Source organism: Sphaerothrix gracilis Ecp01 (genome assembly GCF_030405905.1).
GTDB classification, from domain to species: domain Bacteria; phylum Cyanobacteriota; class Cyanobacteriia; order Phormidesmidales; family Phormidesmidaceae; genus Sphaerothrix; species Sphaerothrix gracilis.
Genome location: NZ_JASATW010000005.1, coordinates 207,209 through 229,207, shown reverse-complemented (window position 1 = coordinate 229,207; position 21,999 = coordinate 207,209). Strand labels below are relative to the sequence as shown.

Annotated in this window: 19 protein-coding genes; 13 read left to right on the top strand and 6 right to left on the bottom strand. The window is 53.5% G+C overall.

The window, feature by feature from the left end; genetic code table 11:
- Window positions 1-162: 162 nt before the first annotated feature.
- Window positions 163-876, top strand: coding sequence for a DUF1997 domain-containing protein (locus QJQ48_RS07495; protein WP_346290589.1), 714 nt, complete (start codon window positions 163-165; stop codon window positions 874-876).
- 26 nt (window positions 877-902) lie between these two features.
- On the opposite strand, the gene QJQ48_RS07490 is transcribed toward QJQ48_RS07495, so the two are convergent.
- On the bottom strand, window positions 903-2,294 hold the full coding sequence (locus QJQ48_RS07490; protein ID WP_346290588.1) for an adenylate/guanylate cyclase domain-containing protein: 1,392 nt from the start codon (window positions 2,292-2,294) through the stop codon (window positions 903-905).
- A 228-nt stretch (window positions 2,295-2,522) separates the two neighbouring features.
- Between QJQ48_RS07490 and QJQ48_RS07485 the strand changes: the two genes are divergently transcribed.
- The 3 genes from QJQ48_RS07485 to lgt are packed head-to-tail and all read left to right on the top strand — an operon-like array spanning window position 2,523 to window position 6,221.
- A complete protein-coding gene (locus tag QJQ48_RS07485) occupies window positions 2,523-4,007 on the top strand; it encodes a TldD/PmbA family protein (protein ID WP_346290587.1) in 1,485 nt (494 codons plus the stop codon).
- A gap of 36 nt (window positions 4,008-4,043) precedes the next feature.
- A complete protein-coding gene (locus QJQ48_RS07480; protein ID WP_346290586.1) occupies window positions 4,044-5,384 on the top strand; it encodes a TldD/PmbA family protein in 1,341 nt (446 codons plus the stop codon).
- A 12-nt stretch (window positions 5,385-5,396) separates the two neighbouring features.
- Entirely contained in the window at window positions 5,397-6,221 is an 825-nt protein-coding gene (gene lgt, locus QJQ48_RS07475) for a prolipoprotein diacylglyceryl transferase (protein ID WP_346290585.1), read from the top strand.
- Here lgt and QJQ48_RS07470 read toward each other — a convergent pair.
- The gene (locus QJQ48_RS07470; RefSeq protein ID WP_346290584.1) at window positions 6,199-6,954 is read right to left on the bottom strand and encodes a creatininase family protein; all 756 of its coding nucleotides are present in this window, start codon (window positions 6,952-6,954) and stop codon (window positions 6,199-6,201) included. The two genes, lgt and QJQ48_RS07470, sit on opposite strands and share 23 nt — an antisense overlap.
- Window positions 6,955-7,381: 427 nt before the next feature.
- On the opposite strand from QJQ48_RS07470, the gene QJQ48_RS07465 reads away from it, so the two are divergent.
- A complete protein-coding gene (locus QJQ48_RS07465; protein WP_346290583.1) occupies window positions 7,382-7,693 on the top strand; it encodes a DUF6679 family protein in 312 nt (103 codons plus the stop codon).
- A gap of 22 nt (window positions 7,694-7,715) precedes the next feature.
- On the opposite strand, the gene QJQ48_RS07460 is transcribed toward QJQ48_RS07465, so the two are convergent.
- Both QJQ48_RS07460 and QJQ48_RS07455 read right to left on the bottom strand, forming a co-directional pair.
- The gene (locus QJQ48_RS07460; protein WP_346290582.1) at window positions 7,716-9,347 is read right to left on the bottom strand and encodes an MBL fold metallo-hydrolase; all 1,632 of its coding nucleotides are present in this window, start codon (window positions 9,345-9,347) and stop codon (window positions 7,716-7,718) included.
- 535 nt (window positions 9,348-9,882) lie between these two features.
- A complete protein-coding gene (locus QJQ48_RS07455) occupies window positions 9,883-10,443 on the bottom strand; it encodes a sporulation/spore germination protein (RefSeq protein ID WP_346290581.1) in 561 nt (186 codons plus the stop codon).
- A gap of 98 nt (window positions 10,444-10,541) precedes the next feature.
- On the opposite strand from QJQ48_RS07455, the gene QJQ48_RS07450 reads away from it, so the two are divergent.
- The 4 genes from QJQ48_RS07450 (at window position 10,542) to QJQ48_RS07435 (ending at window position 16,264) form a co-directional block, all read left to right on the top strand.
- Entirely contained in the window at window positions 10,542-11,555 is a 1,014-nt protein-coding gene (locus QJQ48_RS07450; RefSeq protein ID WP_346290580.1) for an aspartate carbamoyltransferase catalytic subunit, read from the top strand.
- Between the two features lie 109 nt (window positions 11,556-11,664).
- Window positions 11,665-12,378, top strand: coding sequence for a cation diffusion facilitator family transporter (locus tag QJQ48_RS07445; RefSeq protein ID WP_346290579.1), 714 nt, complete (start codon window positions 11,665-11,667; stop codon window positions 12,376-12,378).
- Window positions 12,379-12,479: 101 nt separating this feature from the next.
- Complete coding sequence (locus QJQ48_RS07440) at window positions 12,480-13,331, top strand: alpha/beta fold hydrolase (protein ID WP_346290578.1); 852 nt, start codon at window positions 12,480-12,482, stop codon at window positions 13,329-13,331.
- 98 nt (window positions 13,332-13,429) lie between these two features.
- Window positions 13,430-16,264 (top strand): cation-translocating P-type ATPase, encoded by a 2,835-nt coding sequence (locus QJQ48_RS07435; protein ID WP_346290577.1) that lies wholly within the window; start codon window positions 13,430-13,432, stop codon window positions 16,262-16,264.
- A 13-nt stretch (window positions 16,265-16,277) separates the two neighbouring features.
- Here the strand turns inward: QJQ48_RS07435 and QJQ48_RS07430 are convergent, their stop codons facing one another.
- On the bottom strand, window positions 16,278-16,787 hold the full coding sequence (locus QJQ48_RS07430; RefSeq protein ID WP_346290576.1) for a type IV pilin-like G/H family protein: 510 nt from the start codon (window positions 16,785-16,787) through the stop codon (window positions 16,278-16,280).
- 345 nt (window positions 16,788-17,132) lie between these two features.
- Between QJQ48_RS07430 and trpB the strand changes: the two genes are divergently transcribed.
- Window positions 17,133-18,377 (top strand): tryptophan synthase subunit beta, encoded by a 1,245-nt coding sequence (trpB, locus tag QJQ48_RS07425; RefSeq protein ID WP_346290575.1) that lies wholly within the window; start codon window positions 17,133-17,135, stop codon window positions 18,375-18,377.
- Between the two features lie 98 nt (window positions 18,378-18,475).
- Window positions 18,476-19,105, top strand: a complete 630-nt coding sequence (locus tag QJQ48_RS07420) for a ribonuclease H-like domain-containing protein (RefSeq protein ID WP_346290574.1) — start codon at window positions 18,476-18,478, stop codon at window positions 19,103-19,105.
- 111 nt (window positions 19,106-19,216) lie between these two features.
- Here QJQ48_RS07420 and QJQ48_RS07415 read toward each other — a convergent pair whose 3' ends face one another.
- Window positions 19,217-20,422, bottom strand: coding sequence for a phosphoglycerate kinase (locus QJQ48_RS07415; RefSeq protein ID WP_346290573.1), 1,206 nt, complete (start codon window positions 20,420-20,422; stop codon window positions 19,217-19,219).
- 184 nt (window positions 20,423-20,606) lie between these two features.
- Between QJQ48_RS07415 and QJQ48_RS07410 the strand changes: the two genes are divergently transcribed.
- Together QJQ48_RS07410 and ylqF are read left to right on the top strand one after the other, a co-directional pair.
- Window positions 20,607-21,014: a universal stress protein gene (locus tag QJQ48_RS07410; protein WP_346290572.1), complete on the top strand. Its 408-nt coding sequence runs from the start codon at window positions 20,607-20,609 to the stop codon at window positions 21,012-21,014.
- Between the two features lie 77 nt (window positions 21,015-21,091).
- Entirely contained in the window at window positions 21,092-21,958 is an 867-nt protein-coding gene (ylqF, locus tag QJQ48_RS07405) for a ribosome biogenesis GTPase YlqF (RefSeq protein ID WP_346290571.1), read from the top strand.
- The last annotated feature ends 41 nt before the right edge of the window (window positions 21,959-21,999 follow it).

The window sequence follows — 21,999 nt, the reverse complement described above, 5'->3', positions numbered from 1 at the left end:
TTTGGTAAACCAGCAGAAAATTCAGAGATCAGCAGACATGCAAAATTAGGTATACCTAATTTTTAAAATCTCAGCGTAAAATGCATGGTTCAGACTGAATAACCAATAGACCCACTTAAGCATCTTCTAATTTGCAAGCATAAGCAACTTTCTATAGCATCTATGCAGTCTCCATCTACAAAACGTCCTTCTCCTGAATTCTCTGAGCAGATTCTCGACGCGGTATCGGGACTCATTGATCGCACAGACGTTGCCGAAGAGGGTATCCCCCTGAAAAATTCGGCTCCTCTGCAACTGCAGGGACACTACGTGGGTCATATGACAATGTCTGCTGATGCCGAGACAGTCGCCCAGTATCTAGATGCGCATCAGGGTTGGTTTCGCCGCTGTGCTCATCCCATGCAGGCAGATGTTCTCAGCACTAACGGCTACGCTCTGACTATTGGCCGCTTTGGGGCGCTGGACTATGAAGTCGAGCCTAAAATTGGCCTGCATTTGCTGCCCCAAGAGCAGGGCATCTATCGCATTCAAACCATTCCGGTACCTGGATATAAGCCTCAGGGCTATCAGGTGGATTTTCAGGCAGCGATGCGGCTAATTGAGGGAGCTGGAAATGACACCCCCAACGCCTTGACTCAGGTTGAATGGGAACTTAATTTGCTAGTTGACCTGCAGTTTCCCCGCTTTATCCAGGCTCTGCCACGCTCAGTGGTAAAGAGTACGGGCGATCGCGTGCTGAATCAAATTGTCCGTCAGGTTTCCAACCGCCTGACCCACAAAGTCCAGGAAGATTTTCATACCACGCTGGATCTCCCCCTGCCGGAACAGCGAAAATCCCGCTTTTGGCAGCGGCGGCGCTCTGGCGAAAACGCCTAGCTCCAGCCCGTCTTAGCAAGGTCACACTAGTAGAGATAGGCTTTCATTTGGCCGCGACCCTTGAGTTCAATCGGGCCGCGGCTTTCAAACTCATACTGGTGCTTGAGGCGCAGATAGGTGGCTTCACTTACCTGAATCCGATCCAAAACGCCGTGAGATTCCATACGGCTAGCCACATTCACCGTATCGCCCCAAAGGTCATAGCTAAACTTTTTAATACCGATCACACCGGCCACCACCGGGCCGGTATTGATGCCAATGCGGCTATGAAAGGGCTGACCGTCGGGCCGCTGAAATTCTTTAAGGGTATGCTGCATGGCGATCGCCATCGCCATCACCGCCTCCGCGTGGTCGGTGCGAGGGTAGGGGAGTCCACCTGCCACCATGTAGGCATCCCCAATGGTCTTGATTTTTTCTAAACCATAGCTCTCAGCAATACTGTCAAACTTGGAAAAAATATCGTTGAGAAGACAGACCAGACGATTTGGCGAAACCTGGTAGGACAGTCCGGTAAAGTCCACGATGTCGGCAAACAAAATAGTCACCTCTTCAAAACGAGAGGCAATGACGCCGGGTTCTGTTTTGAGCTGCTGGGCAATGGAGGCGGGCAAAATATTCAGCAACAGTCGCTCAGACTTTTCCTGCTCTACGCGCAATGCCGTCTCTGCCTGCTGCCGTTCCTGAATTTCCTGACGAATGCGCTGAAACATCTGGTTAAAGGCTTGGGCCACTTCTCCCAGTTCATCCTGTCGCTGCGATGTAGCTGTATGAAAATTGGGCGGCTGCGCCTGACTCACCGCCTCCCCCGCCGCTAGCAAATCGTCGCGCAGGTGCAAAATCGGCACGATCAAAATTCGCTCTAGCACAACCACTGTAACCAGGGTGACAAAGGCAGAAATTATAATCACCAGTCCCCCAATCGCCAGGGCATACTGCCTCATCGCCTGCTTAACGCCCGTAGCATCTAAACGCACTACGAAGACGAACTGATCCTGAAAATTTTCAGCCGGCCAGGCAACATCGTAGCGATCGCCTTGGCGGCGCAAACTGCTCCAGGTGGAGCGGGCTTGCAAGGCTTCATCAGAAATCTTTGGCATTTCGCCAAAAGTATTGACTAAGTCCCCCTCTACCCGATACAGGGCTGCTCCCAAAATAACCGAGTCAGGCTTGATTCTAGACTGAGCTGAATCCAGCAGGTTTTGAGCCGCCATGCCGGCCATCAGATTGTTTTTAACAGTAAATAGAACTTCGCTCGAAACCTGCTCTAGCTCTGCCAGCTTCTCTCGCTGCCGCCGAAAATAAGAGGGCACAAAGATAATACCTTCAATTGTCACAATGCTGAGAAAAATGCTTGCAACAATGCGGCGCGAAAGCCGCGACTTCAGCAGGCCGAGGGAGGACTGTAGAATTCCAGACATGCCGAATTGCCCAAACTTTTATTCATCCTACCGAGTCTGCTTGGCCAATTCCGGCTAAAAGCGGCGGCTTTCTCTAAGAGTCCGCTGAGAACCTACTGAGGATGGCCTGAGCGAATGGAGAGGGAACAAGCCACCCAGATTCATAGCTCGGCAGCGTCAGCCTAGCTTCTGGGGAGTTTGCTAGACTATAGAAGCCATTGCGGTCGTTCGCTTAAGGATATTGCCTGCATGACCCTCGCTACTCTCTCTCGCTCCTTTTTACGCACCCAGGAAATTCCTGCCCTCCAGTACAGCGCTACCCGCGATCGCTTCGACCAGAGTTGGGAAGCGCCCCTATCGACACTGTTGGGGCTGGGCCGAGCGGCTGGCGCTGATTTTATTGAATTCTTTCTAGAGCGCAGCAACTATATTAGCTGTCTGGCTGAAGACGACGGTATTACCAGTATTTCGCCTCGCTTAGTCACCGGGGCGGGTGTCCGCGTCTTCCGGGGCAAAGGTGACTGCTATGTCAGCACCAATGACCTGTCTTTTCAAGGGCTAAAAGCGGCTTTAGAAAAAGGGCTGGCTATCTTAGGGCTGAATCTGCCTAGCGCCAACGCCCATGTCCCCATCGTCAACCTGGAACTAGTGCGGGATTACGCCACCACCCGCCAGAAAGAGGGTTGGCTGTCAAACTGCAGTTCCATGCAGGAGATGGGCGATATCTTACTAGCGGCCAATGCCACTCTGGAGAAAAAGGCCAACCACGCCCAGGCCCGGCGCGCTGCCTATTTCCGCGACTGGCAAGAAGTGCTGGTCGCAGCCAGTGACGGCACCTTTGCCCGTGACATTCGCCTTACCCAGTCGGTAGGCTACAGTTTGCTGTGCGCCGACGGCGAGCATCGTACCTCAATCGGGCAGCGGGTCGGAGATACCAGCGATCCGGCTTTCTTGAGAAACTGGAACTATGAGGCCACTGCCAGCGAAGTGGCCGAAGCCGCTGGGCAAATGCTCTATGCCGACTATGTCGAGTCAGGCGCTTATCCCATCGTGATGGCAAACCAGTTTGGCGGCGTCATTTTCCACGAAGCCTGCGGCCATCTCCTCGAAACGACCCAGATCGAACGCGGTACTACCCCCTTCATTGACAAGAAAGGGGAAAAGATTGCCCACGAAAACCTCACCGCCTGGGATGAGGGCCTTTCTCCCGATGAGTTTGGCACCATCGACATGGACGACGAGGGCATGCCCGCCCAGCGCACCCTGCTGATTGAAAACGGCATTTTGAAAAACTTCCTGTCCGATCGGGCTGGTTCCATCCGTACTGGCCATCCCCGCACCGGCAGCGGTCGCCGTCAGAGCTACACCTACGCCGCTGCTTCACGGATGCGTAACACCTACATTGCGCCCGGCGACTATTCACTCGACGACCTCTTTAACTCAATTGAGAAAGGCATTTACTGCAAGAAGATGGGCGGCGGCAGCGTCGGCCCTACCGGGCAGTTCAACTTTGCCGTAGACGAAGCCTACCTGATTGAGAATGGCAAGGTCACTAAGCCGCTGAAGGGCGCTACCCTGATTGGCGAAGCCACTGAGATTATGAACAAAATTTCTATGTGCTCCGACGATTTGGGGCTAGCAGCAGGCTTCTGCGGTTCTGTCAGCGGCAGCATATACGTGACGGTGGGCCAGCCCCACATCAAAGTTGACTCTATTACCGTAGGCGGTCGCTAAACGGTTCGATTGCAAGCTTAATTTTTGACGTTTCTTATGCCTACTGTTCAAAACATTGCCGACTGCGCGGCGTCAACAGCGAAGAAGCTGGGAATCAATAAATACGATATCTACGGTTCCTCGGTTGACGAAACCAGCGTGCAGGTAGATCGCGGCGAACCGAAGCAGGTGAAAGCCTCCAATCGCTCTAGCGTGATTGTGCGGGTTTGGAACCAGGACAATCTGATTGGGGTGACCACGACAACGGACGTCGATCCGATTGGCCTAGAACTGGCGCTTAAAACTGCTCAGGAAGCCAGCACTTTTGGTGCTAAAGCGCATATTCCCGACTTCAGCCCTGAGGCCACAGAACCGACGGCTGAGGTCAACATAGAGAAGCGATCGCCCGTGCCGGTTTCTGATTTATTAGAAAAACTGATTGACGTAGAACGGCAGCTTTTAGACGCTCACGAGGCGATCGCTAGCGTCCCCTACAACGGCCTTGCCCAGCGGGATGTCGATCGCTTTTATCTCAACAGCGCCGGTGCCCTGCGCAATGAAGGCCGCTCTTACGCTTCCCTCTATCTCTACAGCAAGACCGAGCAGCCGGGCCGCAAACCTCGTTCTGCCGGGGCCATGCGGGTAGACCATAGCCTAAAAGAGCTAGATATTAGCGGCTGTTTGACCGAGGCAGCGGAAAAGACTATCAGCCATCTCAACTACGAGAAGATCCGCTCTGGCAAATACCGGGTCGTCTTTTCAGCCGAAGCCTTTCTGAGTCTGCTAGGGGCATTTTCCAATCTCTATAATGCTCAAAGCATTTTAGATAAGCGCAGTCTCTCCACACCTGAATCACTGGGCACTGCGATCGCCTCACCGCTGCTTTCGGTTTACGATGACGCCCTGCATCCAGAAAACGTCTCGGCTGAAACCTTTGACGGTGAAGGCACCCCAACCCGCCGTATTTCCCTAATTGAGCAGGGAGTCTTAGCCAACTTTCTCCACAGCGCTGGCACGGCTAAGCGCCTCAAGGCTCAGCCTACTGGACACGCTGATATTGGCGCTAAAGTGAGCGTTGGGCCCCATTTCTATCACGTCCTGCCAGGAGAATCTGCCAGTTCGTCTTTTGATTTAGCGACAGCAGAAAACGTGATTCTAATTGACGATTTACAGGCGCTACATGCCGGGGTCAACTCACTGCAGGGTTCTTTCTCTCTGCCGTTTGACGGCTGGCTGCTTAACAAAGGAGAGAGAGTCAGCGTGGAATCAGCTACGGTGGCTGGCGACTTTCGCGACGTGCTGAAATCGATTATTCACGTGGAACCTGAGGTGGAAGTGACGCCCGGCGGTGTTTGTCCTCGCATCTGGATTGATCAGCTTTCAATCACTGGCGAGTAAGTTAGCGCGGCTATGTATCCTCCTGTTGATCCGATTATCTTTGAGCTAGGCCCCTTTGCGCTGCGCTGGTACGGCCTGCTGATGATTACGGCCATTTTTGCCGCAGCCCTAATTGCCAGCAGACGGTTAGAGCGTCAGGGCGAAGACTCAGAAAAATTCTGGGATATGCTGATTTGGGTGCTAATCCCCGGCTTTATCGGCGCGCGTCTGTACTATGTGTTCGTTCAATCTCCCCGCACGGCTGAGGGCATTGGCTACTACCTCACTAACCCCATCAAAATCCTGCAAATCTGGGGCGGCGGCATTCACATTTTTGGCGCGTTTATTTTCGGCGGTATTGCTCTGTGGCTCTATGCTCGCATCCGCAGACTGCCCCTGCTGAAATACCTAGACGCGATCGCTCTGCCGCTCCCGCTGGCTCAAGCTATTGGCCGCTGGGGTAATTTCATCAATCAGGAACTCTACGGTCCCCCCACCGATTTACCCTGGGGTCTGAGAATTGATCCAGCTCACCGCATTGGTCCCTACCGCGACCTCAGCGCCTACCCAGAGGCCACTCGCTTTCATCCCCTGTTTCTCTATGAGTCGCTGTGGAATCTAGTCGGCTTCATCGTGCTGTTTACCTTATCACGCCGGTTTGCCAAACAGCTCAAAGACGGGGATATTGCCCTGATGTACTGCATCTGGTATCCCTTAGGCCGCTTCTTCATCGAATTTCTGCGCACCGACTCCTGGTTTTTTCCAGGCACACCGTTCAACGTAGTGCATATTTTATCGGCGATCGCGGTAGTCGGGGGCGCTACCGGCCTTTACCTCAGGCATCGTCCGGCGCGATAAATTTCAAATACGAGTTGCTTAAATCTTTGACTGCTGCTTCGTAGAGCCGCTGACCATGTTCAGGCGTGGCTAAATCTGGGTTAGACCCCATACGACCGTCTGGATAGTGCCGCCGAAAGTCCACCGCATTGTAGATCCGATGTCCTGCTGGGGCTACCTGTGGCTCCAGCTTGGCCGCCTTAATTGCCTCAGGATAAACATACTGCGTCAGGGCCACTTCGCTGGGAGTGGCGTGGGAGCCTTCTTGACTGCCGTAAAGTTCTCGTGCTAGCTGCATGACAGGGCCGCACATGTACCAGTTCGCTACCTGACAGCGTACCTGGTCGGCCTGGGCCATGTTTAAGTCCAGCAAGGCAGCGTAGGTTTCAGAAAAAGCCGCCTTCAGCGTTGCCACATTGCCGCCGTGGCCGTTGATGAAGAAAAAACGGGTAAATCCGGCGCGGGCCAACGGTTTAACGTAATCTTGCAGCAGCGCGATCAAAGTGCTGGGGCGCAGACTAATGCTGCCGGGGAAAGCCGTGTGATGCAGCGCCATACCGACGTTAATCGTTGGCCCTACTAGAGCCTCGACGGTTTCACCGACGCCCTTGGCGATCGCTTCGGCGCAGATGGCATCAGTACCAATTAATCCGGTGGGGCCGTGCTGCTCTGTAGAGCCAATGGGAAAAATAATGCCTGGCGATCGCTGTAGATAATTTTCCACCTCAGGCCAAGTGCTTAGATGTAACAGCATAGAGCTTGTACTTTTTTGAGAGAGCTGGTTTTTATCCTAGCGACTCTCTCTATTTTTTCCTATTGGCGATAGTCAAACCCCAGCTACCACCACTGACCGCTCCCCTTGCTAAACTAGAGTCAGCTTGGTATCAAAAAGAACTTTGACTTGAACTTTGACTTCAAGAGAACCGTTTAGCTTCATTCTCATTGGTTTTAATTACAGTTTCTTTACCGCAATCGAAGTGATTACACTTACACTAAAAAGGCGCTTGATTTTGGGAAGCTGGATGATGAGTTACCCTAGAGGACACGTTCTGTTAAGTTCCTGATGAGGCAGTCGGGCAGATATTTTAGCCCATTATTGAGATCAGCTTTTAGGCAGCTATAGTGACTGCCGTTTATTACTCAAAATCATTGTTCAAAGCGTTTTTAGCTGAGGAGAATTCATGCTACACCGCAAGATCTACCAACTCTGCTGTGACGAAACTGAGGTCTGGATCTTTCTGCGGGATCAGCAGCGGTGGATTGAACGTGCTCAGATTCTAGATATTGAAGGCGAGCTGGTAACCATTCGCTATGAAAGTGAAGAGGAAGATGAAACCTGTTCTTGGGAAGAAATGGTGCGCTTAGAAAGCATTGGCGCTATCACCAAGAAGCTCTCTACTGTACCCAGAGGCGACGTGGATTTGTTTGTTTCCGATGATTGCCCTGAGTCTGAGCAAATTCGCGATCGCTACCCAGAATCTAACGCTGACTAATGCCTGCCCCCTGCCTCTGTGCCTACTCATCCCCTTGATCAGAGAGATCGAGGTATTCAGCTGCAGGTTCAAAGGCGGGGCAGTAGCCCGCGGGCGAAACTTCAAATCGAAACAGGGCAGAGGCTTGATTCCAGCAGCGCTGCTCCTTGAAATAGGCACAGGTGGCGCAGCAGTCTATCGTGAGCTGAGTTAAAGAGCTGGCGTCTCGCCGCAGCAGCGATCGCTGCGTAATGCCTTTGAGCACCAGATCGTCCCCCTGCCAGCGCACCTCCACCAGCCCCGTATCAGCTAGCTGCTGCCAGCGCTCATCTTTAGTAATCGCTAAGGGCAGCGTAACAGTAACCTCATCAGTGGTTTCTGAAAGCTCTCCTTCATGGACAGTTTCTGGCGCAGCAGGCTGCAAAAACAGCTCGCCAATGGGCAGCTCAACTAAAGTGCCAGCTGAGGGTAAATGCAGGTGATAGCGACTTTGCAGCTCTTCTAGATTGGCTAGATCAGTCAGGTTGCTAAACGAGCCATGCACAAAGACAACGTGCTGAGGCCGCAAATTGTGAATAAACTGGGTTGTCCCAGCGCGATCGCAGTGGCTAGAGAGCAGATAGGATTCAACGCGAGGACTAGGGCGATCGGCATCAGGAAGGTCAGATTTGGCCGCTGCAATATCCCAAGGGGCTGTTTCGGGGATAAAAGTAACCCAGCGGCGATCGCGCTGCTGCCAGTAGCGGCTGAGATTGCTATTGCGGTGAGCCACCACAATGCTGGGTACTGAGAGATCGGGCAGCTCATCGGCCCCTAACCGCCGTACCCGTGGCAATACTCGCTCATCCCAAAACAGCGGCTGATAGCGGGCAAAGTTTTGCACGCTGCCGGGAAAATGGGGCAGCAGCTCCAGATAGGCATCACAGCCAGCCGCAACGGTGGTATCGACCCAAACGTTGATATTACGGCCAGTAAAGTGGTGATGGCTGCGCAGCAGCATCAGCAGTTCCTGCCCCAGCCCAACTGTGGGAACTGGCAGCAGCACCGCATAGTTCGCGGTTAAAAACTGATTGATGCTAGCCGCCAACTGATTCTCCTGCTGGCGGCGGTGAGGATAGCGGACAGCCCCATAGCTGCCTTCTAAAATCAGCACGTCAGGCTTGAGGCCGCGCAAATCATCTAGAGCCATGCCCTCGACGAGCCGAGAATTAGAGAGGAAGAAATCGCCTGTGTAAAAGAGAGTATAGGTGCGCTGAGGGGTCGCGTAGCTCAGCAGAAAAGCCGCAGCGCCCGGCAGATGCCCGGCTGGCCAAAGCTGAACGCTTAAGCCTTCAGCAAATTCAACTGGCGTCCGCCAGGGCAGCGCATGGCAAAAGTCGGCCTCGGCTTGGTCAGGCCAGTTGAGCGGCAAGAGATGAGCCGTGACTTCGCTGCCATAGATCGGTACTTGAGGAAACTGGCGATGAAACTCCAGTAGTCCACGGGCATGATCGGCATGGGCATGACTGCACAAGACCCAATCTGCAGGGGGCTGAGTTTCCTCAGCCCAGTCCAGCATTGCCTCTCCTACGGCACCACAGTCCAACAAGATGCGGTGAGGCCCCATACGCACTTGCAAACAAACCCCCTCGGCGTTGTGAGCAACACCGTAGGGCAAGCAAGACAGATCAGTCACGGTAAATCCTTGAGATAGGCGCAGTAACTCAGGCTGTCATCATGGCTAGTAACCATATGACCTAGTGAGCAGAGCCATTACCGTGGTAATCGTCAGTATTGTAAAAACCGTTTTTAGCGCCAAAAAATAGGCAGGCAGGGACAAACAGAGCTGAGAGAATAAGTAGAATCGCTTTGAGTTCCATAAAATGTTGAGTCCAGTTTCTCAATAAAGCTTATTTAATAGTGAGACTCGGCTAGCTGCTAGCCAAGTCTCTCAGGGTTTAATTCCTTGCTTAATCGTACCAAGTCCTCTTTGAAAACAACAGCTAGGCGATATGTCTGTTTTGCCCCTTTTTGGCTTAATAGAGGCTGAATGGTTCTCGCGCTCAGCAGTTAAAGCTGAGCCTGATTTAATCGGCTGCAAGCTGGTACGTGCTTTTGGCGATGGTGCCCGATCTAGCCATCTTGGTACAAATGACGCGAATTGGTCTTAGTTAGGCAGCCGAACAGCTCTGATGCTGGTATGCGGCTGATTCTGCGGCTGCTTTCAAGCCCTAAAGCGCGATGGCTTCGCCCCGCTCGGTGAATCGAACAGAGCGAATATTCCAGTCAGAATTGTTTAACAGGGTTTCTCGCAAACTGCCGAAGACAGCGAGCTGTTCACAGCTTGAAAGAGAAACTAGCTGCCGCTGGGACTGGGGTGACAGACGCAAATCAACGGTGGCTTCCCGGCTGCCTTCGTCAACGCTGACCCGGTAGCCAGCTAAATCGAAACCAATGCCCGTTTGCTCATTACTGAGCACTTTGCTAACTGCCTGTTCCATCGCTCTATCAGCATCGACCTGCACTATTTGAGGGACAAAGCTGCTGCAGGTGCTATCTATTTGGTAAATGGTGATAGCGGTTTGGGGCGCAGTGGTGGTCGGCATCGCCTCGCTGGGCGCGGCAATTCGATCAGCCGGTGCCGAGTTGGCGGATGTAGAAGGCTGTAGGGCTGTGCTAGTAGATGGGGTAGAGGTGAGGCGATCGCTATTTTGGCCTATAGGCTGGCAACTCGTAGCCAGCAGAGCGAGGCCGCCTACTAGAAACCAGAATAGGTGATTTGCCTGTCTCATCAGATGGAATACTGGGTACGGAATACGCTGAGGCTAAAAGGTACGCCCTTACTGTAGCAATTCTTGCAGTTCCTGAATTTCTGGGGGAGTCAGTCACTATGGTGGAGAAGACGTGGCAGCGTCAGCACATTATTTCGCTGGAAACTTTCACGCCAGCGGAGTACGAAACGGTAATGCAAACGGCTGAAAGCTTTCGCCAAGTTCTGTCACGGCGAACGAAGAAAGTCCCGGCGCTGCAGGGGCAAGTTGTCACCAACATGTTTTTTGAGCCATCTACCCGTACCCGTAGCAGCTTTGAGCTAGCGGCAAAGCGGCTTTCTGCCGATGCTCTCAATTTTTCCCCCGGTACCTCGTCTCTCAGCAAAGGCGAAACTATTTTAGATACGGCCAAGACCTATCTGGCAATGGGGACTGACCTGATGGTGATTCGGCATCAGGAAGCTGGCGTCCCGTTAGCGATCGCCCGTGAGCTAGATCGCATAGGAGCCTCAGTTAGCGTACTCAACGCCGGCGACGGGCAGCACGCTCATCCCTCTCAGGCTTTGCTGGATCTATTCACCCTCTGTTCGGTATTGGATCCAGAAGCGCCCAGCATCAACTCGCTTAAAGGCAAAAAAGTGGTGATTGTAGGGGATATTCTGCACTCGCGGGTAGCTCGCTCCAATTTGTGGAGCCTGACGGCCTGTGGGGCTGCGGTGCATCTAGTCGCTCCGCCAACGCTGCTGCCGACCCAGTTTGCCATTCCTTTTCAAACGGCGATCGCCGGCAGCAATCAGCCTCGTCAGGTGCAGATTCACCATCAGCTTCAGCCCGCCTTAGCAGATGCCGACTTTGTTATGGCCCTGCGGCTGCAGCGCGAACGCATGACCCAGCATCTGCTGCCCAGCCTGCGAGAATATCACCAGCAGTTTGGCATCACCCGCGATCGCCTTGCCCACTGTCACCCGGCGGTTAAACTGCTACATCCCGGCCCAACAAACCGGGGAGTTGAAATCAGTTCTGATGTCATGGACGATCCAGCTCTGAGCTTGGTGAGTCAGCAGGTCACCAGCGGCGTGGCCGTACGAATGGCGCTGCTCTACCTCATCGGAACCTACAACTCTGATGAATAGGCTTTTCTAGCTTAAAGGGGCTTCGAGTTACACTGCTTAAAGGAATCTATTTAGCCTGAGTCTGCGTCAGGCAAATTAGACTTCCCTGTCCCTTCAACCCGTTTCTCCCATGCAGCCCTGTTTAGATCCTAGATGTCATCATCTTCAATCTAGCGCTCACAAAGCCCAGTTGCTGATGGGTGCGATCGCTCTGGTCGGCGGCTTTGCTGGTTTTGAGCTGTTAGCCGGACGCTTTAGCCATAGTTTGGCCCTCGTAGCAGATTCAGGGCACATGCTGGCGGATACGTCGGCGCTGGCGCTGGCGCTGATTGCTACCTGGATGGCGCGATGGGCCGTGGGGCAGCAGACCCAAATTGAAGGCACAGCAGCGCTGATTAACAGTGTCAGTCTCTTGATTATGGCCGGTATGATTGCCTGGGAAGCGCTGCGACACCTGCAGTCTCCCCCTAGCGAAATCCTCAGCCTGCCGATGTTGCTGACGGCGCTGGTAGGATTGGCGGTTAATGGCGTCAACCTTTACTGGCTGCACCGCGAAAGCCTGCAAGATCTCAATCTGCGCGGCGCATTTTTACATGTGATAGCTGACACGCTGAGTTCCATTGGCGTGATCTTGGCGGCGATCGCCGTAGCGATTTGGCAGTGGACGTGGATGGACGGTTTAGTTGGCCTGTTGGTGGCAGGACTGATTGCGATCAGCGCCGTGCCGCTAATTAAACAGAGCTGGCAGGCTATCTGCGATCGCCCCGCCCCGGCCCAGCCAACTGCGGCCCTAACAACCTGGGATATCTCCCAATTCTCCCGGCAAATTCAGCCGAAACGGTAGATAATTCGGCCTTAACGATATTGCCTCATCCTGTTACATTGCTTGCGCTGGATTCAGCTCAAGCGATAAGCTCAAGCCACTGAATTCCCCTAGGTGACATTGTGGCGGCGACAGAGAATCAAATTCAGGCAGGAGAACTTAACTGGTTCTACCGGGAAGCAACGCCTATTGGCGAGAGCGATAAACTGCCTGTTTTGCTATTGCACGGCATCGTCGCTCAGAGCTATAGCTGGCGCCATATTATGGCCGATCTCGCCGCTCAGGGATTTCGGGCGATCGCCCCTGACTGGATTGGTCACGGCTTTTCTGACAAGCCTGACAAGCGCACCTTTGCCTATACCCCTGCTGCGTTTTTAGCCGGGCTAGAGCAGTTCATCGCCGCTTTGGCACTCGATCGTTTCCACCTCGTTGTCCAAGGCTATCTGGGGGGTTCAGTGGGGCTTAAGTACGCTCTGCAGCATTCTGAGCAAATAGAGCGGCTAATTGTGCTCAACACGCCGCTCTCACCAACAGCCAAGCTCCCCTGGCGCATCAAACAGCTAGGACTGCCGTTAGTCGGTGAGATGGCTACCCAGGATCCGCTGCTGGTCGATCGCACTTTAGAAGGGGGCGGCCCTTATCAGGTAGACGATGCTGACCTAGATATCTATCGCCGTCCCTTCCTCACCAGTTCCGCCGCTGGTAGAGCCTTGTTTGTCACAGTGCGAAACCTTCAGCTCAAAGCTATTACAGCAGAAATTGCCGCCGGATTTAAGGACTGGCAACGGCCCGTCCTCGTGGCTTGGGGACTCAGCGATCCCTGGCTGGATGCCGCCGCAGCTGAAACCTTTGCCCAGCAGTTTACCTTGGGCGAATTTGCGGCTCTAGCAGAAGTGGGGCATTACGCCCAGGAAGACTGGGCTGAGAAAGTCAGCCAAACCCTGCTGCCTTTTTTAAAACAGATGACGCTCTAGCGCCCAAAGACTTCGGTTAGCAGCGTTTGGGATTATAACTGAAGCATCTGAAGCCTTGATTGACGCCTGCCCCGCCGCTTTGCGCTGCGGTGTATCTCATGAATGATTCTCTCCCCAAGTTGTTGAACAGTTGGCATACCGTTTCCTCAAAAGAAGCTCTGCGGCTGCTTGAGAGCGATCGCAAAGCAGGACTCACCGCCGCTCAAATTGAAGCGCGGCAGCAGCAGTATGGCCGCAACGAAATTATTGAGGCCGAGGGGCGCAATAAGTGGCGGATCCTGCTCGATCAGTTCACTAACATCATGTTGCTGATGCTGATTGCCGTAGCAATTGTCTCCGGCATTCTTTCCTTTAGAAGCAATGAGGTGCCCAAAGATGCGATCGCTATCTTTGCCATCGTTATTCTCAACGGCGTGCTGGGCTATTTCCAAGAAAGCCGGGCTGAAAAAGCCTTAGCCGCGCTCAAGCAGCTGGCAGCGCCCAATGTGCGGGTCGTCCGGCACGGTAAAACCTCAGAAATTTCGGCCAAGGAACTGGTACCCGGCGACATTCTGCTGGTGGAGGCCGGGGATCAGATCGCGGCGGACGGACGACTGCTAGAGGCGATGAATCTGCAGGTGCGCGAGTCAGCGCTCACGGGAGAGTCCCATGCCGTGAGCAAACGCTCCAATATGAATTTAGCAGAAGATACAGCCCTAGGCGATCGCGTCAATTTAGTCTTTCAGGGCACTGAGGTTGTCCACGGACGCGGCAGCGTCTTAGTGACGAATATCGGGATGGAAACCGAGCTAGGGCGGATTGCCGCTATGCTGCAGTCGGTCGAAACCGAAGCCACGCCGCTGCAGCAGCGAATGGATCAGCTTGGCAATACCTTAGTTTCGGGGTCACTGATCTTAGTCGCGATCGTCGTTATTGTTGGCGTTTTGCAAGCGGGCTGGGGAGCCTTTGAAAGCCTGCTAGAAGTATCTCTGAGTATGGCCGTAGCCGTGGTGCCGGAGGGATTGCCCGCCGTAATTACCGTGACCCTGGCGATCGGCACTCAGCGCATGGTGCGACGCCATGCCCTCATTCGGAAGCTGCCTGCCGTGGAAACCCTAGGCTCAGTCACCGTCATTTGCTCCGATAAAACAGGCACCCTGACCCAAAACAAAATGGTGGTGCAGACAGTCAGCACGGCATCTCTAACCTGCCAAATTACGGGTGAAGGCTACGAGCCAGAAGGCGAGTTTTGCCAAGACACGCAGCCGCTTTCTCCCTATCAGCCAGAGCTACAGCTCCTTTTACTGGACTGCCTGCTGTGCAATGACGCCATTTTGCAAAAGGAACATGGCGAGTGGGCTATTTTAGGCGATCCCACTGAAGGGGCACTGCTGGTGTTGGCCGCAAAAGGGGGATTTCGGCAGGTAGGTAACGAAAGCTTTTTTCCGCGCGTGGCCGAATTTCCCTTCTCCTCAGAACGCAAACGCATGAGCGTCGTCGTGCAGCGGGCCGGAAACGGCGAATCGGCCTTAGCGACCAAGGCGTTTGCTAACCTGCCAGATCAGCCCTACCTGATGTTTGCCAAAGGATCTCCGGAACTGCTGTTGGAATGCTGTCAATCACTGCAGCAGCAGACACAGGTGCAGCCTTTAACGCCGGAACAGCGCTCTACCATCCTGCAGACAAATGAACAGATGGCCGGTCGCGGACTGCGTGTTTTGGGCTTGGCCTATCGGCTCCTAGAAACTATCCCAGACGAAGCCGATGAAGCTCATGTAGAGCAAGATTTAATTTGGCTGGGACTAGTCGGGATGCAGGATGCTCCTCGACCTGAGGTGCAGCAAGCCGTTCAGCGCTGTCGGCAGGCCGGAATTCGACCGATTATGATTACCGGGGATCATCAGCTCACGGCCCAAGCTTTAGCTGAAGATATTGGCATTATTCAGGCAGGCGATCGCACCCTTAGCGGCAAAGCGCTAGAAAAGCTCGATCCCTCAACCTTAGAAACCGAAGTCGATCACATTGGTGTTTATGCCCGCGTCTCGCCGGAACATAAGCTCAGAATTGTACAGGCGCTGCAGCGGCGGCATCATATTGTGGCAATGACAGGGGATGGCGTCAACGATGCCCCCGCCTTGAAGCAGGCTGATATTGGCATTGCGATGGGTATCACCGGCACTGATGTCAGCAAAGAGGCCAGCGACATGGTGCTGCTAGACGACAATTTTGCCACCATTGTGGCCGCGACTGAAGAGGGGCGTGTGGTGTACAACAATATCCGCCGCTTTGTGAAATATATTCTAGGGTCTAATATTGGCGAAGTCCTCACCATTGCCGCCTCGCCCATCATTATTGGCATGGCGGACGTACCCCTAACCCCGCTGCAAATTCTGTGGATGAACCTGGTGACAGACGGTTTTCCGGCCCTAGCGCTGGCTGTAGAACCGCCTGACCCCAACGTGATGCAGCGCCCACCTCATGACCCGCAAGAGAGCATTTTTGCCAGAGGACTGGGCGCTTACATGGTGCGTATTGGCTTAGTATTCACCGTCATTTCCGTCGCCCTGATGTACTGGGCGTTCACCCACGCCTACAATCACACCGCCAACGACCTCGATCCCAGCCGCTGGAAAACAATGGTATTCACCACCCTCTGCATTGCCCAAATGGGCCACGCGATCGCCGTTCGCTCCAGCACCCGGCTGACGATAGAGATGTCGCCTTTTTCTAATCCGTTCGTGCTGATAGCGGTCATTATCACTACCGTCCTCCAGCTTATGCTGATCTACGTCGAGCCGCTACGGGACTTCTTTGGCACCCACGTTCTCAGCCCAGAGGAACTGCTAATTTGCTTTGGCTTTAGCAGCCTCATGTTTGTCTGGGTAGAGCTAGAAAAGCTGTTTTTGCGCTGGTACCAGAAAAGGCATCCCGAAAAAATTGTTGTCCAGGAGTAGTTGAGGGAAGTAGTTAAGGACAGTAAGTTCTAGATTGCATAAAGTCCTTTGCGCCCAAATCCCCTTCGCAAATTACGGAGTAGATCATGGGCTGGCTGCCCTCAGTTTCGATCCAGATTTTACCCGTGTATCCTTTCAGATTATTTTGTGGCAAAGCCCTGGCCCTAGCACCGTCAACTCTTTGACCACTTAGGGTTTGATAGGCTTTAAAGTGATCGGAATCATAGTGATAGCTGGCCGAAGGGCTGATACCGATGCCTAAATCTTCTAAGCGGTTGGCAAACTGGCTGTGCTCCATGTAGTAGGCTTGCTGACCGCGCAAGATCGCGCCGACTTTGCTCTGGGCATCGGCCTGTTTAGCCCGCTGGGCTTGATTGAGAAGCGTCGGGAGGGCGATCGCGCTGAGAATTCCCAAGACAATGATGACCACCAGCAGCTCAATTAGCGTAAATCCTTGCAATGAGGTATTCGGGCAATCCGCAAGAATACGTACCCGTCGCTTGGGTACGTATGAAAAATTCATAGGTAGCATAGCTGTCTAACAGGCCACATCATCCGTTGATGACGCCGACCCGCTCTAAGAACGACTCAGGAACTGGAACTGGGTAAATCACCCTGAGACGATAGACAGCACCCTAGTTCAGACTCAATCAGGAGTCTTCGTAGACAGTAGTGACAGGTAGTTATCTTTATTACACAAAACTTTTTGACCAAAAAGTATTTAGTCTCAGTAAATTTTCCGCAAAGACTGGTTGGCTCAGCAAGCTCAGCCCAGGTCTATCACAACCGCAAAATCCAGATTGCTCGTTTCCTATTTTCCGCCTACCTTCCTTATAATGAGGGACGCGCTGTTATCAAAAAAAATCCCGTGACTCGCACTCCTCTGTCGCCTCAATCCTCCGGTACCTCTGCCCGCCCCGATGCCCTAGGCCGCTTTGGTCAATTTGGGGGCAAGTATGTTCCAGAAACTCTCATGCCTGCCCTCAGTGAGCTAGAAACGGCTTACCAGAAGTATGTAGCTGACGCAGAGTTTCAGACTGAGCTAAACGGACTGCTGAAGGATTATGTCGGGCGGCCCAGCCCGCTCTACTTTGCTGAGCGTCTAACCGAGCATTATGCCCGTCCTGATGGTTCCGGGCCGCAAATTTATCTCAAGCGCGAAGATCTCAACCACACGGGTGCTCACAAGATCAACAACGCCCTCGGACAGGTACTGCTCGCTAAACGCATGGGCAAGCAGCGGGTCATTGCTGAAACAGGCGCCGGACAGCATGGAGTAGCCACCGCGACGGTTTGTGCCCGTTTTGGCATCGACTGCGTCATTTATATGGGCGAACACGACATGGAGCGGCAGGCGCTGAATGTCTTTCGGATGCGGCTAATGGGGGCAGAGGTTCGTCCAGTCACAGCGGGAACAGGTACGCTCAAAGATGCGACCTCTGAAGCGATTCGCGACTGGGTCACAAATGTAGAAACGACTCACTATATTTTGGGATCGGTGGCTGGACCCCATCCTTACCCAATGGTGGTGCGAGACTTCCATGCCGTTATTGGTCAAGAAACTCGCCGTCAATGTCAGGAGAAGTGGGGGGGACTACCGGACATTCTGCTGGCCTGTGTTGGCGGTGGTTCCAATGCTATGGGGCTGTTTCATGAGTTTGTTGAAGACAGCTCAGTTCGTTTTATTGGCATTGAAGCCGCAGGCGAAGGGGTTGACACCGAAAAACATGCCGCTACGCTAACGGCAGGGCGCGTTGGCGTGCTGCATGGGGCCATGAGCTATTTACTACAAAATACCGACGGTCAAGTAATTGAGGCCCACTCAATTAGCGCTGGCCTAGACTATCCCGGCGTGGGGCCAGAGCACAGCTATTTGATGGAGACAGGTCGGGCCGAGTATTACAGCGTTACGGATAAAGAAGCCCTAGATTCATTCCAACAGGTTTCACGTTTAGAAGGAATCATTCCGGCCTTGGAAACGGCTCACGCTTTTGCCTATCTCAATCAGCTCTGCCCTCAGCTTTCCGGCAGTCCTTACATCGTGATTAACTGCTCAGGCCGAGGCGACAAAGACGTGCAGACAGTCGCTAAGGCGCTCGACAACTTAGAGTAGCTTTCAGCAATCGTTCGCGGTAGGGTCAGCCATGTCTACCGCGTCTAGTTCACGGCAGGGCTGAGCGCTGCTCACTACATCCAGGTAACTCTCTAGGCATGGATAACAAAAATTTTCAGGTTTGCGATCGCGATCTTTCCGCCGAGCGCCTAGACCTCTATTTAAAGTCTGACAGAATCGCCGTTGATACTGAGACAATGGGGCTATTGCCCCAGCGCGATCGCCTCTGTCTGGTTCAGCTTTGTGACTCTGAGGATAGAGTGACGGCGATTCGGGTTGAAATCGGCCAGACCGCAGCTCCCAACCTCAAGCGTCTGCTAGAGTCGCTTGACAGCCTGAAAATTTTTCATTTTGCGCGGTTTGATTTAGCAACTCTGAAGCATCACTTAGGAATTCAGGTCAATCCTGTCTTTTGCACCAAAATTGCCAGCAAGCTCAGCCGCACCTACAGCCCCCGACACGGCCTCAAGGAACTGGTGAAAGAGTTTGAAAACATCGAGCTTGATAAGTCTGCTCAAAGTTCTGATTGGGGAAACCCCAACAATCTAACCGCCGATCAGCTCAGCTATGCAGCTAACGACGTGCGGTTTCTGCACAACTTACAGGAGCAGCTCAGCAAAATGCTCCACCGCGAAGGCCGCTGGGAACTGGCCCAGCGCTGCTTTGATTGTCTGCCCACGCTAGTAGAATTAGACCTGCTGCACTACAGCAGCATCTTTGAACACTAGCGATCGCTGACGACGACTGCGTAAACGCCCGATAGAGATTTGGTTTGCCAAACCCCTACCGGCTAGTCACGCTAAATCCCTATTTTGATAGGGTATTTGTCCGCAGATTTTCTACGCTTCATCTAGGGCCGAGATGCCGGGCAGCACCTTACCTTCCAGCAGCTCTAGGCTAGCGCCGCCGCCGGTCGAGATATGGCTCATCTGGTCGGCTACGCCCACCTTCTCAACCGCCGCCACAGAGTCACCGCCACCGATAATAGTAATGCAGCCCTGGCCGGTGAGTTCGGCTAGCGATCGCGCGATCGCCTCAGTTCCCTTAGCAAACTTATCAAATTCAAAAACGCCCATCGGCCCGTTCCAAATCACGCTCTTACAGGAAGACAGCGCATTTTGGAAGGTCTTGATAGAATCGGGGCCAATATCAAGTCCCATCCAGCCGTCGGGAATATTATCGACGCTGACGGTCTGAGCATTGGCATCAGGCGCAAAGTTATCAGCAACGACTACGTCTGTGGGCAATAGCAGATCAACGCCCTTCTCTTTAGCCTTTGCCTCTAGAGTCTTAGCCAGTTCTAGCTTGTCTTCTTCCACTAGAGACTTGCCCACACTAAGACCGCGCGCCTTGTAGAAGGTAAAAATCATCCCGCCGCCAATCAGCAGCTTATCGACTTTATCTAGCAAGGTTTCAATCACGCCAATCTTGCTAGAAACCTTGGAGCCACCAATGATTGCGGCTAGAGGGGGCCGGGGATTTTCAATCGCGTTTTGCAGGTACTGTAGCTCTTTTTCAATCAGATAGCCCGCTACCGAAGGACTGAGGTACTGGGTCACGCCTTCCGTAGAAGCATGGGCACGGTGGGCAGTGCCGAAAGCATCGTTGACATAGAGATCGGCATTGGCAGCTAGCTGCTTGGCAAAGTCTGAATCATTCTTTTCTTCGCCTTCGTAAAAGCGCACATTTTCTAGCAGCGCTACTTGTCCGTTCTGCAGGCTGCCGACAGCGCTGGCGACTTCATCGCCTATACAGTCATCACACTTGACTACGTCTTGCCCTAGCAGTTCTGAGAGCCGCTTGGCGACTGGATCTAGCCGCATACTGTCTACGACTTTACCCTTAGGACGCCCCATGTGGCTGGTCAAAAGCACCTTGGCCCCTTTGCCAGTCAAATCTTGGATTGTCGGCAATGCCGCTCGAATGCGAGTATCGTCGGTGATGTTGCCCTGATCGTCTAAAGGTACGTTAAAGTCCGCTCGCACCAGCACTCGCTTACCAGAAACATCAGATGCTGACAAACTCGCTACGGTTTTCTTCGCCACAGTCTTCAAACCTCCTACATGCGTTTATTACGTTATGCACAACTCAGTCCAAAGTGGGGCAAACCTTGCCCTACCCTAGATTACAGAGTCTAAGCAGTGAACCTTTTAGGCTTTCAACCACTACTAGGTATATAAGCCTATCCATACCATTTTACCGGAGTCTGAGTTCACCCTGGGTGAAGCCATGTTTAATACTGTTTTGTTTCCTATCGATTTGAGTCCAGAAGCTGAGCAAGCCGCCAGTCTGACGGTTGATTTGGTTAAAGCTCACCGCAGTCGCCTGATTGTACTGTCAGTGGTTGAGTCTGCCCCTGACGAATCGGGGCAGGCTGTCAGTCAAACTTCTCCAGAGGCCGTGGCGCGGCTGCTGGCGCAGGCTAAGTCTCTGTTTACTGAAAAAGGGATCACCTGCGAAACGATGGAGCGGCAAGGACAGCCCGCCTTTGTCATTTGCGATGTAGCGGACGAGATCAACGCCGACTTAATTGTCATGGGCTGTCGCGGCATCGGTTTGATTGAGGAGGCGAAAACCGAGAGCGTGACCAATCGGGTTATCAATCTCGCCCCCTGCCCCGTTTTAGTGGTGCCGTAGTTCGCTAAGGTATAAGAGCTTAAAGCGTCAGCTAAGGTCATTTGCTAACGCCGCGTCCCCTTCATGCCTAGCTCGTTATGACAACTTCCCCGCCAATTCAGTGGTATCCCGGTCATATCGCTAAGGCCGAAAAGGCCCTGGTAGAGCAGCTCAAGCGAGTAGACGTGGTGCTAGAAGTCCGAGATGCTCGAATTCCCCTAGCAACCTGCCACCCTCAAGTTAGCCAGTGGATCAGCGGCAAAAACCGCGTGTTAGTCATCAATCGCCAGGACATGGTGTCTACAGCAGTGCAGCAGGCTTGGGCAGACTGGTTCACGGCCCAGTCGGAGCAGCCCTACTTCACTGATGCTCAGCACGGTAAGGGCGTCAGCGCTGTCGCCAAAGCGGCTCAGGCAGCCGGACAGCAGATGAACCAGCGTCGCCGCGATCGCGGTATGAAGCCACGCCCGGTGCGAGCCGTTGTCATTGGCTTTCCCAATGTGGGCAAGTCTGCTTTAATCAACCGCCTGCTCAAACGCCGGGTAGTGGAGAGCGCTAGACGGCCTGGCGTGACCCGGCAGCTACGCTGGATTCGGCTCTCAGACGAGCTAGAACTGCTGGATGCGCCGGGGGTGCTGCCAGCGCATCTCAAAGATCAGGAGGCGGCTGTCAAGCTGGCCATTTGCGATGATATTGGGACAGCCGCTTACGACAATCAGCGGGTAGCAGCTCAGCTAGTTGATTTGGTAGAGCAGCTGCAGCAGCGATCGCCCCATTTCATGCCCCAGCGCGTCTTTGCCAAGCGCTACGGCTTAGAGGTTGGCGATCTCAATGGAGAAGCTTACTTGTCAGCTTTAGCAGAGGTACAGGATCAGGGAAATATTGAACGCACCGCCCGGCGAATGCTGACCGATTTTCGGAAGGGCGATTTGGGTACTTTAGCCTTAGAAGTACCGCCGAACTGATCTGCTCGCAGATTTAACTAAGTCAGGCGGTATTTCTAAAC

What these genes read in the sequence shown, in the direction of transcription:
- QJQ48_RS07495 (WP_346290589.1), top strand. Translation starts at nt 163, where the DNA reads ATGCAGTCTCCATCTACAAAACGTCCTTCTCCTGAATTCTCTGAGCAG.
- QJQ48_RS07490 (WP_346290588.1), bottom strand. Translation starts at nt 2,294, where the DNA reads ATGTCTGGAATTCTACAGTCCTCCCTCGGCCTGCTGAAGTCGCGGCTT.
- QJQ48_RS07485 (WP_346290587.1), top strand. Translation starts at nt 2,523, where the DNA reads ATGACCCTCGCTACTCTCTCTCGCTCCTTTTTACGCACCCAGGAAATT.
- QJQ48_RS07480 (WP_346290586.1), top strand. Translation starts at nt 4,044, where the DNA reads ATGCCTACTGTTCAAAACATTGCCGACTGCGCGGCGTCAACAGCGAAG.
- lgt (WP_346290585.1), top strand. Translation starts at nt 5,397, where the DNA reads ATGTATCCTCCTGTTGATCCGATTATCTTTGAGCTAGGCCCCTTTGCG.
- QJQ48_RS07470 (WP_346290584.1), bottom strand. Translation starts at nt 6,954, where the DNA reads ATGCTGTTACATCTAAGCACTTGGCCTGAGGTGGAAAATTATCTACAG.
- QJQ48_RS07465 (WP_346290583.1), top strand. Translation starts at nt 7,382, where the DNA reads ATGCTACACCGCAAGATCTACCAACTCTGCTGTGACGAAACTGAGGTC.
- QJQ48_RS07455 (WP_346290581.1), bottom strand. Translation starts at nt 10,443, where the DNA reads ATGAGACAGGCAAATCACCTATTCTGGTTTCTAGTAGGCGGCCTCGCT.
- QJQ48_RS07450 (WP_346290580.1), top strand. Translation starts at nt 10,542, where the DNA reads ATGGTGGAGAAGACGTGGCAGCGTCAGCACATTATTTCGCTGGAAACT.
- QJQ48_RS07445 (WP_346290579.1), top strand. Translation starts at nt 11,665, where the DNA reads ATGCAGCCCTGTTTAGATCCTAGATGTCATCATCTTCAATCTAGCGCT.
- QJQ48_RS07435 (WP_346290577.1), top strand. Translation starts at nt 13,430, where the DNA reads ATGAATGATTCTCTCCCCAAGTTGTTGAACAGTTGGCATACCGTTTCC.
- QJQ48_RS07430 (WP_346290576.1), bottom strand. Translation starts at nt 16,787, where the DNA reads ATGAATTTTTCATACGTACCCAAGCGACGGGTACGTATTCTTGCGGAT.
- QJQ48_RS07420 (WP_346290574.1), top strand. Translation starts at nt 18,476, where the DNA reads ATGGATAACAAAAATTTTCAGGTTTGCGATCGCGATCTTTCCGCCGAG.
- QJQ48_RS07410 (WP_346290572.1), top strand. Translation starts at nt 20,607, where the DNA reads ATGTTTAATACTGTTTTGTTTCCTATCGATTTGAGTCCAGAAGCTGAG.
- ylqF (WP_346290571.1), top strand. Translation starts at nt 21,092, where the DNA reads ATGACAACTTCCCCGCCAATTCAGTGGTATCCCGGTCATATCGCTAAG.